The organism is Streptomyces rubrogriseus (genome assembly GCF_027947575.1).
GTDB classification, from domain to species: Bacteria; Actinomycetota; Actinomycetes; order Streptomycetales; family Streptomycetaceae; genus Streptomyces; species Streptomyces rubrogriseus.
This window is the reverse complement of sequence record NZ_CP116256.1, coordinates 221847-236510: the sequence shown is the minus strand read 5'-3', so window position 1 is coordinate 236510 and position 14664 is coordinate 221847. Positions and strand designations below refer to the sequence as shown.

The following is a 14664-nucleotide window of genomic DNA, read 5'->3' as shown; positions in this document are numbered from 1 at the left end:
GACGCTGGGTGAGGACCGGACGCGGATGCGCACGGTCCCCACTCGGCGGCCCCGGCCGCGACTCAGCCGGCCAGCGTCCGGGACAGCACCCGCGCCGCCCGCTCCACGTCCGCGAAGCCGACGTACAGCGGGGTGAAGCCGAAGCGCAGCACGTCGGGCGCGCGGTAGTCGCCGACCACCCCGCGCTCGATCAGCCGCTTCATCACCTCGCCCGCGTCCTCGCAGCGCAGCGCGACCTGGCTGCCCCGCTCAGCGTGCGCCGCCGGGGTCACGGACTCCACGCGGCCGTCCGGGACGTACGCCCCGACGCAGCGCAGGAAGAAGTCCGTCAGCGCCAGCGACTTGGCCCGCACCGCCGCCACCGAGACCGCGTCCTCGTCCCACACGTCCAGCGCCGCGTCCAGGGCGAGCAGGGAGAGGACGTCCGGCGTGCCGACCCTCCCGCGCACCGCTCCGGAGGCCGGGGCGTAGGCGGGCCGCATGCCGAACGGCTCGGCGTGCGAGTTCCAGCCCGGCAGCGGGGAGTCGAAGCGGGGCTGGAGGTCACGGCGCACGTACAGGTACGCGGGCGAGCCGGGGCCGCCGTTGAGGTACTTGTAGGTGCAGCCGACCGCGAGGTCCACGCCGTGCTCGTCGAGCCCGACCGGCAGCGCGCCCGCGCTGTGGCACAGGTCCCAGACCGCGTACGCGCCCGCCGCGTGCACGGCGGCCGTGAGTCCGGGCAGGTCGTGCAGCCGGCCCGAGCGGTAGTCGACGTGGTTGAGCAGTACCGCGGCGGTGCGGTCGCCCAGGGCGCCGGGGACCTCGGCCGGGGCCACGGGCCGCAGGGCACAGCCCGTCATCCGGGCCGCCGACTCGGCGATGTACCCGTCCGTGGGGAAGGTGGTGGCGTCGACCAGGATCTCGTCCCGGACCGGACCGGCCCCGCCGTCGCCTCCACCGGCGCCGTCCTCCTGCGCCATGCGCACCGCGGCGACCAGCGCCTTGAAGACGTTGACGCTGGTCGAGTCGCCGACCACGACCTGGCCTGCGGCCGCGCCGACCAGCGGGGCGATCCGGTCGCCGATCCGCTCGGGCGCGGTCCACCAGCCGCTCTCCTCCCAGGACCGGATGCGCAGCTCGCCCCACTGCCGCCCCACGACGTCCGCCACGCGCGCGGGGACGTGCGCGGGGAGGGCGCCCAGCGAGTTGCCGTCGAGGTAGGTCACGTCGTCGAGGACGAACCGCCCGCGCACCGCCGCCAGCCCGTCGGCGGCGTCCAGCTGCTCCGCCTCGCCCGCGAGGCTCGTCGGCTCAGACATACGACCGCGCCGTCCACAGCTCGGGGAACACGTTGCCCCGGGCCCGCTTCTCCAGCCAGGCCACCCCGGCGGAGCCGCCCGTGCCGGTCTTGGAGCCCATCGCGCGGCGGGTGGCGACCAGGTGGTCGTTGCGCCAGCGCCACACCAGCTCGGCGACGTCGGTGAGGGCCTCGCCGAGGCGGGCCAGCTCGCCGTTCTGGTCGCCGGAGTAGACGGCCGTCCAGGCGGCCTCCACCTCGGGGGCGGCCTCGTACTTCCGGGTGAGGTCGCGCCGGAGCACGGCGTCCGGGATGTCGTACCCGCGCCGGGCGAGCAGCCGGACCACCTCGTCGTACAGGCTCGGCTCGTGCAGCGCCTTCTCCAGTTCCGCGTGGACGCGCGGGGCGCCGCGGTGCGGGACGAGCATGGACGCGGACTTCTCGCCGAGCAGGAACTCCAGGCGGCGGTACATCGCCGACTGGAACCCGGAGCCCTCGCCGAGGGCGGACCGGTAGGAGTTGAACTGGGCGGGCGTGAGGCCCGCGAGCGGCGTCCAGGAGGCGTTCAGCGCCTCCAGCTCCCGCACCGAACGCTTGAGCGCGTCGGTCGCCACCGGGATCCGGTCCTCGCGCAGGGCGCGGGCGGCGGTCTCCCATTCGTGGACGATGACGGTGAACCACAGCTCCATGACCTGGGTCGTGACCAGGAAGACCATCTCTCCGGGATCGTCCGAGAGGGTGTGCTGGAGGTGGGTGAGCACGTCCGCCTTGACGTAGTCCTCGTACGGCGTGCTGCCCTCGAAGTCGAGATTCGGGGCGTCGTGGGACATCGCTGTCTCCTGATGTGCACGGGTAGCGGTCCGCCCTGCCGTTACCGGCACGGGGCCCCGGTCCCCAACGGCATCCTCCGCAATCGTCGCAGGAAACCGCAAGGCCCGCCCGCGCACGGCGGACGGGCCCGGGGGCGTCGGGGCCGGGTCAGCCCAGCACCTCGGCCGCGGCCGGCGAGGAGTCCTTCAGGAACTGGCTGCAGCGCTCGTACTCCTCCTTCTCGCCGATCGCCTGGGCGGCGCGGGCGAGGGCGTGCAGGGCGCGCAGGAAGCCGCGGTTCGGCTCGTGCTCCCAGGGCACCGGGCCGTGTCCCTTCCAGCCGCTGCGGCGCAGGGCGTCGAGGCCGCGGTGGTAGCCCGTACGGGCGTACGCGTACGACTCCACGACGCTGCCCCGCTCGAACGCCTCGTCGGCCAGGCGGGCCCAGGCGAGCGAGGACGTCGGGTACTTCGCGGCGACGTCGGCGGGGGAGGTGCCGCCCGCCAGCAGCTCGCGCGGCCCGGGGTCGTCGGGGAGGTGGGTCGGGGGCGGTCCCCCGAGAAGGTTCTCGTGAATGGCCATGGGACAAGTCTGCGGCATCGCCGGGGGCGGCCGGGCGGGGTGGGGTGCGTTGTCGGGTGCGGGTGCGTGGTGGTTGAGCGCGCAGTTCCCCGCGCCCCTCGAGGGCATGACCCGGGCGTCGGCCAGGGCGGTGCCCCGCAGTCCCTTCCGTGCGCGGTTCCCCGCGCCCCTCGACGGCATGATCCGGGCGCCGGTCCGGGGCGGTGCCCTGCGTCACCCTTCGTGCGCGGTTCCCCGCGCCCCTTGCTCCAGCGGGGGTGTCAGGACCGAGCCGTGGGTGCGGCACTCGGGGCGGGGGCAGTCCGGGGCCGGGCGGCGCACCGTGGTGAAGGCGATCAGGGAGCCCGCCACCAGGACGCCCGCGCAGATCAGCATGGCCGGCCCGAACGCGTCGTCGAACGCGTCGGCCGACCGGTAGGCCTCCTCCCCCATGCCGGTGAGCAGGGGCAGCGCGGCGACCGCGACGAGCCCCGCCGCACGGGCCGCCGCGTTGTTGATGCCGCTGGCCAGACCGGCGCGCGCGGTGTCCACGGCGGCCAGCACGCTCGCCGTCAGCGGGGCGACCAGCGTGACCATGCCGAGGCCGAGCACCAGCAGGGCGGGCAGCACGTCGGCGAGGTACGAGGCGCCGGGGCCGACCCGCAGCATCAGCACCATCCCGGCGGCGCAGAGCAGGGGGCCGACGGTGAGCTGGAGGCGCGGGCCGAGGCGCTCGGCGAGTTCGCCGGAGCGGGCCGAGAGCAGCAGCATCAGCACGGTGGTCGGCAGCAGGGCCGTACCGGCGGCCAGTGCGGACCAGCCGACGACGACCTGGAGCTGGAGCGCGGCGAGGAAGAAGAAGCCGCCGAAGGCCGCGTACACGCACAGCGTGACCAGGTTGACCGCCGTGAACTGGCGGGAGGAGAAGACGTCGACCGGCATCATCGGGTCCTTGCCGCGCCGCTCGACCAGGACGAAGGCCACGGCGGCCACCGCCCCGGCCACCGCGCTGAGCGCCACCGCCCAGGACGCCGTACGGGCCTCGATCAGCGCGTAGGTGAGCAGCGCCAGGGCCGCCGCGCACAGGGCGGCGCCGAGGACGTCGAAGCGGGTGTGGGCGCGCTCGTCCGAGGACTCGGGGACGTGCCGCAGCGCGATCGGCGCGCACAGCAGCGCCAGCGGCACGTTGAGCAGGAAGACCCACCGCCAGCCCGCGCCGTCCACCAGCCAGCCCCCGAGGAACGGCCCGACCGCCGCGCCGACGCCCCCGAACCCCGACCACAGGCCCACCGCACGGCCCCGGTCGTCGGCGTGGAAGGAGGCCTGGATCAGGGCGAGGGAGCCGGGGGTGAGCAGCGCCCCGCCGACGCCCTGGAGGGCGCGGGCGGCGATCAGCACACCGGCGTTCGGCGCGAGGCCGCACAGCAGGGAGGCGGCGGCGAACCACAGCACCCCCAGGACGAAGATCCGGCGGCGGCCGAACCGGTCCCCGAGGGCGCCGCCGAGCAGGATCAGGCCGGCCAGCGTGACCATGTACGCGTTGACGGTCCACTGGAGGGCGGCCAGGTCCGCGCCGAGGTCGCGCCCGATGTGGGGCAGCGCGACGTTGACGACGGTCGAGTCCAGCAGCGCCATGCTGGAGCCGAGGACGGTGGTCAGCAGGATCCACTTGCCCTGCGGTGAGGACAGCCGGACGTCGGGCATGCCCCCAGGTATACAGCGAGCCCGGCGCGAAGGGCGCCGGGCTCGTGCGTACGGTCGTGTCGACCGGGTGCTACTTGATCTTCTGGCCCGCCGAGCGCAGGTGGCCGCAGGCCTCCACGACACGCGCGGCCATGCCGGCCTCGGCCAGCTTGCCCCAGGTGCGCGGGTCGTACGTCTTCTTGTTGCCGACCTCGCCGTCGACCTTCAGGACGCCGTCGTAGTTGCGGAAGACGTGGTCGACGACCGGACGCGTGAAGGCGTACTGGGTGTCCGTGTCGATGTTCATCTTGACCACGCCGTTCTCCAGGGCGGTCGCGATCTCCTCGGCGGTGGAGCCGGAGCCGCCGTGGAAGACGAAGTTGAACGGCTTGCTGCCGGCCGGCTGGCCGTACTTCGACGCGATGCCCTCGTTCAGCTCCTTGAGCAGCTCGGGGCGGAGCACGACGTTGCCCGGCTTGTAGACGCCGTGCACGTTGCCGAAGGACGCGGCGAGCAGGTAGCGGCCCTTCTCGCCCAGGCCCAGGGCCTCGACGGTGCGGACCGCGTCGTCGACCGTGGTGTACAGGGAGTCGTTGATCTCGTGGGAGACGCCGTCCTCCTCGCCGCCGGTCGGGGTGATCTCGACCTCGAGGATGATCTTGGCGGCACGGGCGCGCGCCAGCAGCTCCTCGGCGATGGAGAGGTTGTCGGCGAGGGTCTCGGCCGAACCGTCCCACATGTGCGACTGGAAGAGCGGGTTGCGGCCGGCCTTGACGCGCTCCTCGGAGACGGCGATCAGCGGGCGTACGTACCCGTCGAGCTTGTCCTTGGGGCAGTGGTCCGTGTGCAGGGCGACGGTGACGTCGTACTTCTCGGCGACGATGTGCGCGAACTCGGCGAGGGCGACGGCGCCGGTCACCATGTCCTTGTTGTGCTGGCCGCCCAGGAACTCGGCGCCGCCGGTGGAGATCTGGACGATGCCATCGCTCTCCGCCTCCGCGAAACCGCGCAGGGCGGCGTGCAGCGTCTGGGAAGAGGTCACGTTGATGGCGGGGTAGGCGAACTTTCCTGCCTTCGCCCGGTCCAGCATCTCGTTGTAGACCTCGGGAGTTGCGATGGGCATCTGTCCGCTCCTTGTATGTGCGGGTGGGCGTGTTGCTGCTTATGGCCCTGACCTAGGACTGGGGGGCGACGTCATCGTCGGCCCCATCCTTCCAGACGGAACGGGAATACCCGAGTGGACCCCGGCCCCGTCTCGGCCCCTGGTCCCCCTGGTACCCCTGGCGTCAGTCCAGGCCCAGCTCGTCCTTGCCGTACGCGTACAGGTACGGCACCCCCGCGCCGTCCTGGATCTTCTCCGCGGCGCCCGTCGCCCGGTCCACGATCGTCACGACGGCGACCACCTCGGCGCCGGCCTCGCGCACGGCCTCGACGGCGGTGAGCGGGGAGCCGCCGGTGGTGGAGGTGTCCTCGACGACCACGACGCGGCGGCCCTTGATCTCCGGGCCCTCGACGCGGCGCTGCAGCCCGTGCGCCTTGGCGGACTTGCGGACGACGAACGCGTCCAGCCTGCGGCCGCGCGCGGCGGCGGCGTGCAGCATGCTCGCGGCGACCGGGTCGGCGCCCATGGTGAGCCCGCCCACCGCGTCGAACTCCAGGTCGGCGGCGAGGTCCAGCAGCACCTGGCCGACCAGCGGCGCGGCCTCGCCGTCCAGGGTGATGCGGCGCAGGTCGACGTAGTAGTCGGCCTCCAGCCCCGAGGAGAGGGTCACCTTGCCGTGCACCACGGCCTTGTCCTTGATCTGCTGCAGCAGCTCGCCGCGTACGTCCGTCATGTACGCCAGCTTAAGGGCGGCGCCAGGACCAGGTGGTCGTGGCCTCCAGCGGCTCCAGGGGCGTGACCAGGCGGGGGAGGGTGTTCAGGCCGTTGGGCGGGCCGGTCTGCGGCTCCACGCAGACGGCGGCCTCCTGCTCGTCGTACACCACGGCCCACTGCTCCCGGCTGGTCACCTTCAGCTCCAGCAGCCCCGGCCAGGTCAGCGTGACGTCGACGCCGTCGGGCATGCCGAAGCAGTCGTCCCAGGGGCGGGGCTTCGGCTCGACGCGGTTGCCGGTGGGGAGGTGGTCGTCGCCGCGCTCCTCCTGCCAGGCGGGGTCGAAGGCGATCTCCACACCGGTGCCGTCGAGGGTCCGGTTGAACCAGGGGTGCCAGCCGATCTGCGCCGGGAAGGACGACTCGTACGTCTCCACGGACATCGACAGCGTGAGCCCGTCCTCGGCGAGCGCGACCACCTGGGTGACGCGGCCGGGGTAGGGCCAGGGGTCGACGAGGTCGTACGTGATGACGGCCTCGTCGGCGGTGACGCGGGCGGTGCGCCAGGCGGCGTCGCGGGCGGTGCCGTGGATGGCGTGCGGCGGGGAGTTCAGCGGCATCTGGTGGACCACGGCGCCGTCGCTGAAGCGGCCGTCGCGGATGCGTCCGCACCAGGGGACCATCGGGAAGCAGCCGTAGCGCTCGCCCTGGCGGAGCAGCTCCGTGCCGCCGACGCGGAGTCCGCCGATCCGGCCGCCGTTGCCCGGCAGCACGGTCGCCTCCGCGTCGCCCGCGGTCAGCGTGATGGGTTCGTTACTCACGCCACGACCCTACTGGGGCGATCAAGGGCGCCCCACCCGGCGGTGGCTCCGCGGCGGGTCCGGACGTGGCTCCGCGCCGGGTACGGACGTGACTCCGCGGCGGGTCCGGCGGTGGCCAGCGGCGGGTCCGGCGGTGGTCAGCGGCGTCTGCGCAGTGCGCGGCCCACCACGATCGCCGACGCCACGGCCAGCGCCGCCGCGGGGGCGGCCCAGCGCAGGGGGCGCCGACCGCGCTCGCCTGGGGCGCGGGCACGGGGCGTACCGGCCGCGCGGCGGGGCGTGGTCCACCTCCTCGGCGCTGCGGCCGATCATCGTGCGGCGCGCGTGCGCCGCCTCGGCGGGGGGCGGGACGGCCGGCTCGTCGTCCGTGCGCCCGCCGCGGTCCGCGTCCCCTTCCGCCTCCGCCTCCGTCTTCTCGTCCGTGTGCGCGTCTGCGCCTGCGCCTGCGTCCTCGTCCGCGTCGCTGTCGCCGTCGCCGTCGCCGTCGCTGTCCGCGAGGGAGGACGGGGGGACCTCGGTGTCGAAGACGGAGGCGGGGCGCGGCTCGGGTTGCGGGCCCGGCCCCGGCTCCGGCGCGGGGGGCGTCTGCGCCGCCGTGCCCAGGTTCTCCGCGAACCGGGCCAGCAGCCGGGTCGTGGCCGACGCCACCGAGTCCGGCGGCAGCTCCGTGACCCGCCCGTCCGCGGTGGCCGTCCCGGTGAAGGTGAGGGTGGCGCCGCCCTCGGCGTCGTCCGCGCGGAGGGTCAGCGCGAGCGCGACCGCGCCGGTGCCGCGCGACTCGGTGGCGTCGCCCTCGACGGAGTACGTGCCGTCCTCGCGCGCGGACAGGCGCAGGGAGCCGCGGTAGGTGATGGAGTGACTGCCGATGCGCACCTTCAGCCGGCCCGCGACGGGCTCGGCCCCGGCGTCCTGCTGGAGCCCCGGAACCGCCCGGGCGACCCGGACGGGGTCGGCCAGCACGTCCCTGAGCCGCTCGGCCGGAACCGGAACGAACACCTCATGCTCCATGTCACGGCACCCTACCCAGCGGCGGCCCGCCGCACCCCCCGTCGGCGCAAAGTCACCCGGCGCCCGCGCTCCCCGGCGTCACCAGTCCCGTCTCGTACGCCACGACCACCGCCTGGGCCCTGCTGGTCAGGCCCAGCTTGGTCATGGTGCGGTTGAGGTGGGTCTTCACGGTGGCCTCGCTGATGAACAGCCGGTCGGCGGCCTCGGCGTTGCTCAGTCCGCGGCCGACCAGTTGCAGGACCTCGGCCTCGCGGCCGGTCAGCGTCGTCAGCGCGGGCGGCGGCGGACCGGCGTCCGGCGGGTCCGCCCGCCCCGTGTCCGTCATCCGCGTGAACGCCTCCACCAGCCGCCGGGTGACCGCGGGTGCGAACAGCGCGTCGCCGCCGTGCACCGCGGTGACCGCGGCCAGCAGCCGCTCGGGGCCCGCGTCCTTGAGCAGGAAGCCGGACGCGCCGGCCCGCAGGGCGCCGTACACGTACTCGTCGAGGTCGAAGGTGGTCAGGACGAGGATGCGGGGCGCCGGGTCCACCGCCTCGGCGAGGATCCGCTCGGTGGCCTGGATGCCGGTGAGGCCGGGCATGCGGATGTCCATCAGGACCACGTCCGGCCGGGTCCGGGCGGCCAGCTCCACCGCCTCGGCGCCGTCGGACGCCTCGCCGACGACCTCCATGCCGGGGGCGGCGCGCAGCAGCGTGGCGAGGCCGGTGCGGACGAGGTACTGGTCATCGACGACCAGCAGGCGGATCGGCCCGGCGGCGTCGTGGTGCGGCCCGTCCGTCGGGCGGTCTGCGTCGGTCATTCCCGCACGGAGTCTCCCCGGCGTGCGACTTGTACCGGCGTCGGAAGGGTCAGGCGCACGCCGAATCCACCCTCGCTGCGCGGGCCGACGGCGATCGTCCCGCCGTAGAGCTTGGCCCTCTCCCGCATCCCGATCAAGCCGTGGCCGCCCCCTTCGGCAGGTGTGTCCGGATCCGGTCCCCCGGCCGGTCCGTCGTCGGTCACCGAGACGGTCACCTCGCCCGCGCGGTAGGCGAGTTCGACGGCGGCGTCCGCGCCGGGCGCGTGCTTGAGCACGTTGGTGAGGGCCTCCTGCACCACCCGGTAGACACACAGCTGAACGCCTGGCGGCAGGGGGCGCGGGGTGCCGGTGACACGCAGCCGGACGCCCACGCCGCCGGTACGCACCCGGGTGACCATCTCGTCGAGCTGGTCGAGGCCGGGAGCGGGGGCGCCGTCCGCGCCCTGTACGCCGTCGGCGCGCAACAGGCCGAGCATGCGGCGCAGTTCGGCCAGGGCCTCGCCGCTGGCGCCCTCGATGGTGTCCAGGGCGTCGCGTGCGGTGCGGGCGTCGGACCGGAAGACGAAGCGGGCCAGTCCGGCCTGGACGTTGATGACGGCGATGTGGTGGGCGACCACGTCGTGCAGTTCGCGGGCGATCCGCACGCGTTCCTCGGCGACCTCGCGGCGGGCCCGGTCGGCCTGTTCGGCCCGCAGCCGCAGCGTCAGCTCGCCGGTCTGGCGGGCCACGTACCCGAACCGCCACAGCACCAGCGGGAAGCCCACGGCCTGCCCCGCCACCGAGGCCATGGCCCCGGAGTCGCTGCGCAGCCCGGCGTAGATCCACACCCCGGCGAGCAGGGCGGCGCAGGCGGCGGCGATGCGGGTGGGGCGCTGGGCGGCGACGGTGTAGACGGCGAGCATGGGGCCGAAGGAGCCGACGACGGGCCAGTAGTCGAGGGTGATGTAGAGCGCCCAGCAGGCGTGCACGGCGAGGCAGACGGTGACGGGGGCGCGGGTGCGCAGGACGAGCGGGAGGGTGAGCAGGGCGACGAGCGTCCAGGCGAGCGGGTCGAGCGCGGGCCACCCCTGGGCGACGGCCTCGGTGCCGAGCAGGACGGCCACGGTCGTCAGCGCCGCGGCGATCAGGCCGTCGGCCGCCAGGGGGTGCAGGCGCATTCCCGCAGCGTAGGTCCGCCGCCCGGCGTCGGCGTCATCCTTCTGCCGTACCGCAGAAGTTGCAGGAACCGGGGGACTACCGCGCTGGGTTGGCTCCGTTCTCCACCCACCGCCGGATTCCGGGACGCGCGGGCGGCCGTAGATTCCGGGTGCGAGCGATCCACAGGGGGGTGTGGCGGTCCGTCCCGCACCCGGGGGAGGGTCGGACCGCCGCACGGGGACGCGGTGGATCGCGGTCGCGGCGCCCGTGCGGGCGGGGTTCAGAACCGCGGATGCACGAGCGTGGAGGGCGGCAGCCCGGCCATCCGGGTGCGGGCCGCCTCGCGGATGCCCCGGGCCAGGGAGTCCGGGGTGAGGGTGTGCGGGCGGGGTGCCGCCGGGTCCAGGCGCGGGACGGGGGCCGTGCGCGCGGCCAGCAGGAAGCCCCAGCCGCGGGGCGCCGGAGGGTCCGCGGCCGCGCGGCGGGGGCCGGGCGCGGAGCCGGTGCCGGTGTCGCGGGCGTCGACGCGGTAGGCGACGGCGGGCAGGCCCGCCGCGCGGAGGGTGGCGTCCACGGTCCAGAAGGCGCGGGGGTGTGCGGCGACCGGGCCCGCGTGGACCGCCAGCCGCCCGTCGGGCGCGAGCACCCGGCGCAGCAGCCCGTAGAACTCCTGGGAGTACAGCTTCGTGCTGGCCGTGACGCCCGGGTCGGGCAGGTCCGAGATCACCACGTCGTACGTCCCGGAAGGCGTCGCGCGCAGCCGGTGGAAGGCGTCGCCCGGGAGGACTCGCACGCGCGCGTCGCCGTAGGCGTGCTCGTTGAGGGTGGAAAGACCGGGGTCGTGCCGGGCCAGCCGGGCGAGGCCGGGGTCGGCTTCGAGGACGTCGACGCGGCGCACGCCGGGGTGGCGCAGCACCTCCCGCGCGGCCAGGCCGTCGCCGCCGCCGAGGATCAGCACGCGCGCGTGCGGGCCGCTCATGGCGGGGTGCACCAGCGCCTCGTGGTAACTCCGCTCGTCGCTGCCGCGCACCCGCAGCCGCCCGTCGAGGAACAGGTCGAGGGGGCGGCCGTCGGCGTCGCCGGTGAGGACGACCTCCTGCACGTCGGTCCGGACGGCCACGCGGACGTCCTGGCCGTACACGGCGTGCCGGGCCGCGCGTTCGAAGTCGTCGGCGAGGACGGTCGCCGTGGCGAGCAGGGCGAGGACGACCGCGTTGGCGGTCAGCAGCAGCCAGCGCGCCCGGCGGGTCAGGTCGCGCCGGAACAGGCCGAGGACCAGGGCGGCGCCGACGACCGCGTTGACGGTGCCGGTGAGCAGCGCGCCGGTGAGCTGGCCGAGGAAGGGCAGCAGGACGAACGGGAAGGCGAGGCCGCCGACGAGCGCGCCGACGTAGTCCGCGGCGAACAGGTCAGCGACGGCGCCGCCCGGGTCCTGCCTGCGCACCCGCTGGATCAGCTCCATGAGCAGCGGCACCTCGGCGCCGATCAGCACGCCGATGGCGAGCGAGAAGGCGACCAGCAGGATGCGCGGACCGTCGGCCCACAGGCCGCCCCAGCCGCCGGTCCAGGCGAAGACCGCGTACAGCAGCATGGCGCTGGAGCCGCCGACCAGGGCGAGCGCGGCCTCCAGCGCGCCGAAGCCGGCCGCCGCCAGGCCGCGCAGCCGTTTGGCGGCGAGCGAGCCGAGGCCCATGGCGAAGACCATGACGGACAGGACGACCGACGCCTGGGTGACCGAGTCGCCGATCAGGTACGAGGCGAGCGCGACGAGTTCGAGTTCGTACACGAGCCCGCAGGCCGCGCACACGAACACGCCCGCCAGCACCAGGAACCGCCCGACGGCCGGCCGGACGGGCAGCCGCGCGGGCGCTTCCGGGCCGCAGGGGCCGCCCCAGGACGGCGGAGAGCCGGGCGGGGCGGGCGCGTGCGGTTCGATCACGCAGTGACGTTACGTCACTCCAGCACTGCGCTTCGTCACCCACACGTGTGAAACTCAGGGCCTGTCGTGCACCACAGGTTTATTCGGTCCCGTTCGGTGCCCGGCCGCTCGCACCCGCCGGTGCCGCCCGCTCACACCGCGGACGGCCTGAGCCGGGCCGTCGGCACCCGCACGCCCACCCGCGTCCGGGTCGCCACCAACTGGCCGTCCTGCGGATAGGCGTGCCAGGTGCGCCAGTGCACCTGCCCCTCGTGCCGCTGGGCCAGCAGCGCGGTGAAGGCGTGCGGGCTGCCGGGGAAGACGCCGACCAGGCCGTGCGGGTGGTCGGAGACCAGGGCCAGCAGTTCCTGCGCGCGGCCGGCGAAGGAGCCCGGCGTCAGCACCTCGACGCGGGCGGCGAACTCGTACTCCCAGTCGCCCACCCGTTTGGCGACGCCCAGCGGGAGGGGGGTGCTGCTGCCGGGGATGCACGCCACCGTCTCCGAGCAGCTGCCCCGCTCCTCCTCGAGCAGGACTTGGTGGGAGGCGCCGAGCAGTCTCAACTGCAGCCTGGCGTCCGTCAGTTCGATGTCGAGACAGGCGAGCGCGGGCAGCGGCTCGCGCCCCAGGGCCCAGGCCAGGTCGGCGGCGCGGGTGTCGGTGTAGGCGGTTTCGAGGGTCGTGAGCATGGATCGGCTCCGCAAGCAGACAAGGAGAGGAAGGTGTGGGGCCCGCGCATCCGTGGCACTGCCGGGGATGCGGCCCGCTCAGCCCAGTCGGCCGGTCAGGAGGGGGGTCAACAGGTCGTCCGAGGAGCTGCGTTGATGAGGGAGAGCGAATCATGAACGATGGCGCCGCCACAGCGTTTTTACCCAACTTCGTGACGTTTCCATCCCTCAGGGGGCTCCACAGCTCAACTGTTCAACCCGGGCGCACACCCCGCCCGTACGGAGTGCGCCGGGCGTGGGAGCGCCCACCGGGAGTGTGGCCCGGCGGGCGCTCGTGGTGGGGACGCGGGGCCCGGCCCCAGGAGCGGGCCCCTACAGGGGATGCGGTTCCCCCTGACCGAAAGGCTCAGCTGCCCCGTGTCAGCCGCCGCCTCCGCCGCATCCGCCGCCCCCTCCCCCGCAGGACGACCCGCCTCCGCAGGACGAGCCGCCACCACAGGAGTGGCCCGAGTGGTGGCCGTCGGAGGACGAACCGCCCCCGTCGCCCGCCCACCAGCTGTTGGTACCGCCGCCGCTGTCGCCGCCCCCGCCGGTGCTCGACCGGCGCGGCCCCCGCCCGGCCCGGGTCCGGGCCGCGCCCGAGGTGCGCCGGCCCGCCACGAGTCCCCTGATCACCAGGGCTGCGATCACGAACAGGATGATGCCTGTGACCACGGCTCCACCCTCCTTCCGTTCCCGGGCCGCGCCCGGAAGTCCCCCGAAGCAATCCCCCGTCGGACGCCTCGCTGCGTGTCGATTGCCTGTCGCCTGCCTGTGGATCCCGCCGCGAACCTCACCGGCGTGCACGGGAGATGCCCCCCGCCGCCACGCCCCAAAGCAGAGTTGAGGAAGTCCAGAGCTTCGGCGCAGGATGACCGGCATGACCTCGATGAGCTCCAGCGCCCGCCCCCTCCTGAACCGCCGGCTCGCGGAGTTCGGGACGACGATCTTCGCCGAGATGTCCGCCCTGGCGGTGCGGACCGGGGCGATCAACCTCGGCCAGGGCTTCCCCGACACCGACGGCCCCGAGGAGATCCGCGAGGCCGCCGTGCGGGCGCTGCGCGACGGGCGCGGCAACCAGTACCCGCCGGGCCCCGGCGTCCCCGAGCTGCGCGCCGCCGTCGCCGACCACCAGCAGCGCCGCTACGGCCTGTCCTACGACCCCGACACCGAGGTCCTGGTCACCGCCGGCGCCACGGAGGCCATCGCGGCCGCCCTGCTGGCCCTGCTGGAGCCCGGCGACGAGGTGGTCGCGCTGGAGCCGTACTACGACTCGTACGCGGCCTGCATCGCGATGGCGGGCGGCACCCGCGTGCCGGTGACCCTGCGGCCGCACGAGGGCGCGTTCCGCCTGGACCTGGACGAGCTGCGCGACGCGGTCACCGACCGCACCCGGCTGCTGCTGCTGAACACCCCGCACAACCCGACGGGCACGGTCCTCACCCGCGACGAGCTGGCCGCGATCGCCGAGCTGGCGGTGGAGCGGGACCTGCTGGTGGTGACCGACGAGGTCTACGAACACCTGGTCTTCGACGCCGCCGAGCACGTCCCCCTGGCATCCTTCCCGGGGATGCGGGAGCGCACGGTGACCATCGGGTCGGCCGGCAAGACGTTCTCGTTCACCGGCTGGAAGGTCGGCTGGGCCACCGCCGCGCCCGCCCTGCTCACGGCGGTCCGCTCGGCCAAGCAGTACCTGACGTACGTGGCCTCGGGGCCCTTCCAGTACGCCGTCGCCGAGGCGCTCGCGCTGCCGGAGTCGTACTTCGCCGCCTACCGGCGGGACATGGAGGCGAAGCGGGACCTGCTGGCGGCCGGGCTGGCCGAGGCGGGCTTCGGGGTGTTCCGCCCCGCCGGGACCTACTTCGTCACCACCGACATCCGCCCGCTCGGCGAGCGCGACGGCTTCGCCTTCTGCCGCTCCCTGCCCGAGCGCGCGGGCGTCGTCGCCGTACCCAACGCGGTCTTCTACGACCACCGGGAGGAGGGCGCGCCCTTCGTGCGGTTCGCGTTCTGCAAGCGGACCGCGGTGCTGGAGGAGGCGGTGGGGCGGCTCAAGGCGCTCTCGGCGTGAGCCGGACGCTCTCGGCGTGAGCCGTGGGAAGTGAGAGAGCCCGGCCCCCGCAACAGC

The 14664-nt window shown here is 74.6% G+C and carries 13 protein-coding genes and 1 pseudogene; 1 reads left to right on the top strand and 13 read right to left on the bottom strand.

What is annotated here, in order from left to right; genetic code table 11:
- Positions 1-62: 62 nt before the first annotated feature.
- The 13 genes and pseudogenes from kynU to Sru02f_RS01055 all read right to left on the bottom strand — a co-directional run bounded on the left by kynU (position 63) and on the right by Sru02f_RS01055 (position 13211).
- Complete coding sequence (gene kynU, locus Sru02f_RS01115) at positions 63-1301, bottom strand: kynureninase (protein WP_109029338.1); 1239 nt, start codon at positions 1299-1301, stop codon at positions 63-65.
- Positions 1294-2109, bottom strand: a complete 816-nt coding sequence (locus tag Sru02f_RS01110; RefSeq protein ID WP_109029337.1) for a tryptophan 2,3-dioxygenase family protein — start codon at positions 2107-2109, stop codon at positions 1294-1296. Before Sru02f_RS01110 ends, kynU begins: the two co-directional genes overlap by 8 nt.
- Before the next feature lie 148 nt (positions 2110-2257).
- Positions 2258-2671: a DUF3151 domain-containing protein gene (locus tag Sru02f_RS01105; protein WP_109029336.1), complete on the bottom strand. Its 414-nt coding sequence runs from the start codon at positions 2669-2671 to the stop codon at positions 2258-2260.
- Between the two features lie 213 nt (positions 2672-2884).
- Complete coding sequence (locus Sru02f_RS01100; RefSeq protein WP_109029335.1) at positions 2885-4354, bottom strand: MFS transporter; 1470 nt, start codon at positions 4352-4354, stop codon at positions 2885-2887.
- A gap of 70 nt (positions 4355-4424) precedes the next feature.
- Positions 4425-5456: a class II fructose-bisphosphate aldolase gene (gene fbaA / locus Sru02f_RS01095; RefSeq protein ID WP_109029334.1), complete on the bottom strand. Its 1032-nt coding sequence runs from the start codon at positions 5454-5456 to the stop codon at positions 4425-4427.
- 163 nt (positions 5457-5619) lie between these two features.
- Positions 5620-6168 carry an orotate phosphoribosyltransferase gene (gene pyrE, locus Sru02f_RS01090; RefSeq protein ID WP_109029333.1) on the bottom strand — a complete coding sequence of 183 codons (549 nt, stop codon included), beginning with the start codon at positions 6166-6168 and terminating at the stop codon, positions 5620-5622.
- A gap of 10 nt (positions 6169-6178) precedes the next feature.
- Positions 6179-6967 carry an aldose epimerase family protein gene (locus tag Sru02f_RS01085; RefSeq protein ID WP_109029332.1) on the bottom strand — a complete coding sequence of 263 codons (789 nt, stop codon included), beginning with the start codon at positions 6965-6967 and terminating at the stop codon, positions 6179-6181.
- 137 nt (positions 6968-7104) lie between these two features.
- Positions 7105-7975 (bottom strand): annotated as a pseudogene (locus tag Sru02f_RS01080) (SRPBCC domain-containing protein).
- A gap of 52 nt (positions 7976-8027) precedes the next feature.
- Complete coding sequence (locus tag Sru02f_RS01075; protein ID WP_109029330.1) at positions 8028-8774, bottom strand: response regulator transcription factor; 747 nt, start codon at positions 8772-8774, stop codon at positions 8028-8030.
- The gene (locus tag Sru02f_RS01070) at positions 8771-9931 is read right to left on the bottom strand and encodes a sensor histidine kinase (protein WP_109029329.1); all 1161 of its coding nucleotides are present in this window, start codon (positions 9929-9931) and stop codon (positions 8771-8773) included. Before Sru02f_RS01070 ends, Sru02f_RS01075 begins: the two co-directional genes overlap by 4 nt.
- Before the next feature lie 260 nt (positions 9932-10191).
- On the bottom strand, positions 10192-11850 hold the full coding sequence (locus tag Sru02f_RS01065; protein WP_109029328.1) for a polyamine aminopropyltransferase: 1659 nt from the start codon (positions 11848-11850) through the stop codon (positions 10192-10194).
- A 131-nt stretch (positions 11851-11981) separates the two neighbouring features.
- Complete coding sequence (locus Sru02f_RS01060) at positions 11982-12518, bottom strand: DUF2617 family protein (RefSeq protein ID WP_109029327.1); 537 nt, start codon at positions 12516-12518, stop codon at positions 11982-11984.
- Positions 12519-12917: 399 nt separating this feature from the next.
- Positions 12918-13211: a hypothetical protein gene (locus tag Sru02f_RS01055; protein ID WP_174854981.1), complete on the bottom strand. Its 294-nt coding sequence runs from the start codon at positions 13209-13211 to the stop codon at positions 12918-12920.
- 205 nt (positions 13212-13416) lie between these two features.
- On the opposite strand from Sru02f_RS01055, the gene Sru02f_RS01050 reads away from it, so the two are divergent.
- A complete protein-coding gene (locus tag Sru02f_RS01050; protein WP_109029517.1) occupies positions 13417-14607 on the top strand; it encodes a pyridoxal phosphate-dependent aminotransferase in 1191 nt (396 codons plus the stop codon).
- Positions 14608-14664 lie beyond the last annotated feature (57 nt).

What these genes read in the sequence shown, in the direction of transcription:
- Sru02f_RS01110 (WP_109029337.1), bottom strand. Translation starts at nt 2,109, where the DNA reads ATGTCCCACGACGCCCCGAATCTCGACTTCGAGGGCAGCACGCCGTAC.
- pyrE (WP_109029333.1), bottom strand. Translation starts at nt 6,168, where the DNA reads ATGACGGACGTACGCGGCGAGCTGCTGCAGCAGATCAAGGACAAGGCC.
- Sru02f_RS01100 (WP_109029335.1), bottom strand. Translation starts at nt 4,354, where the DNA reads ATGCCCGACGTCCGGCTGTCCTCACCGCAGGGCAAGTGGATCCTGCTG.
- Sru02f_RS01060 (WP_109029327.1), bottom strand. Translation starts at nt 12,518, where the DNA reads ATGCTCACGACCCTCGAAACCGCCTACACCGACACCCGCGCCGCCGAC.
- Sru02f_RS01050 (WP_109029517.1), top strand. Translation starts at nt 13,417, where the DNA reads ATGACCTCGATGAGCTCCAGCGCCCGCCCCCTCCTGAACCGCCGGCTC.
- fbaA (WP_109029334.1), bottom strand. Translation starts at nt 5,456, where the DNA reads ATGCCCATCGCAACTCCCGAGGTCTACAACGAGATGCTGGACCGGGCG.
- Sru02f_RS01070 (WP_109029329.1), bottom strand. Translation starts at nt 9,931, where the DNA reads ATGCGCCTGCACCCCCTGGCGGCCGACGGCCTGATCGCCGCGGCGCTG.
- Sru02f_RS01075 (WP_109029330.1), bottom strand. Translation starts at nt 8,774, where the DNA reads ATGACCGACGCAGACCGCCCGACGGACGGGCCGCACCACGACGCCGCC.
- Sru02f_RS01105 (WP_109029336.1), bottom strand. Translation starts at nt 2,671, where the DNA reads ATGGCCATTCACGAGAACCTTCTCGGGGGACCGCCCCCGACCCACCTC.
- kynU (WP_109029338.1), bottom strand. Translation starts at nt 1,301, where the DNA reads ATGTCTGAGCCGACGAGCCTCGCGGGCGAGGCGGAGCAGCTGGACGCC.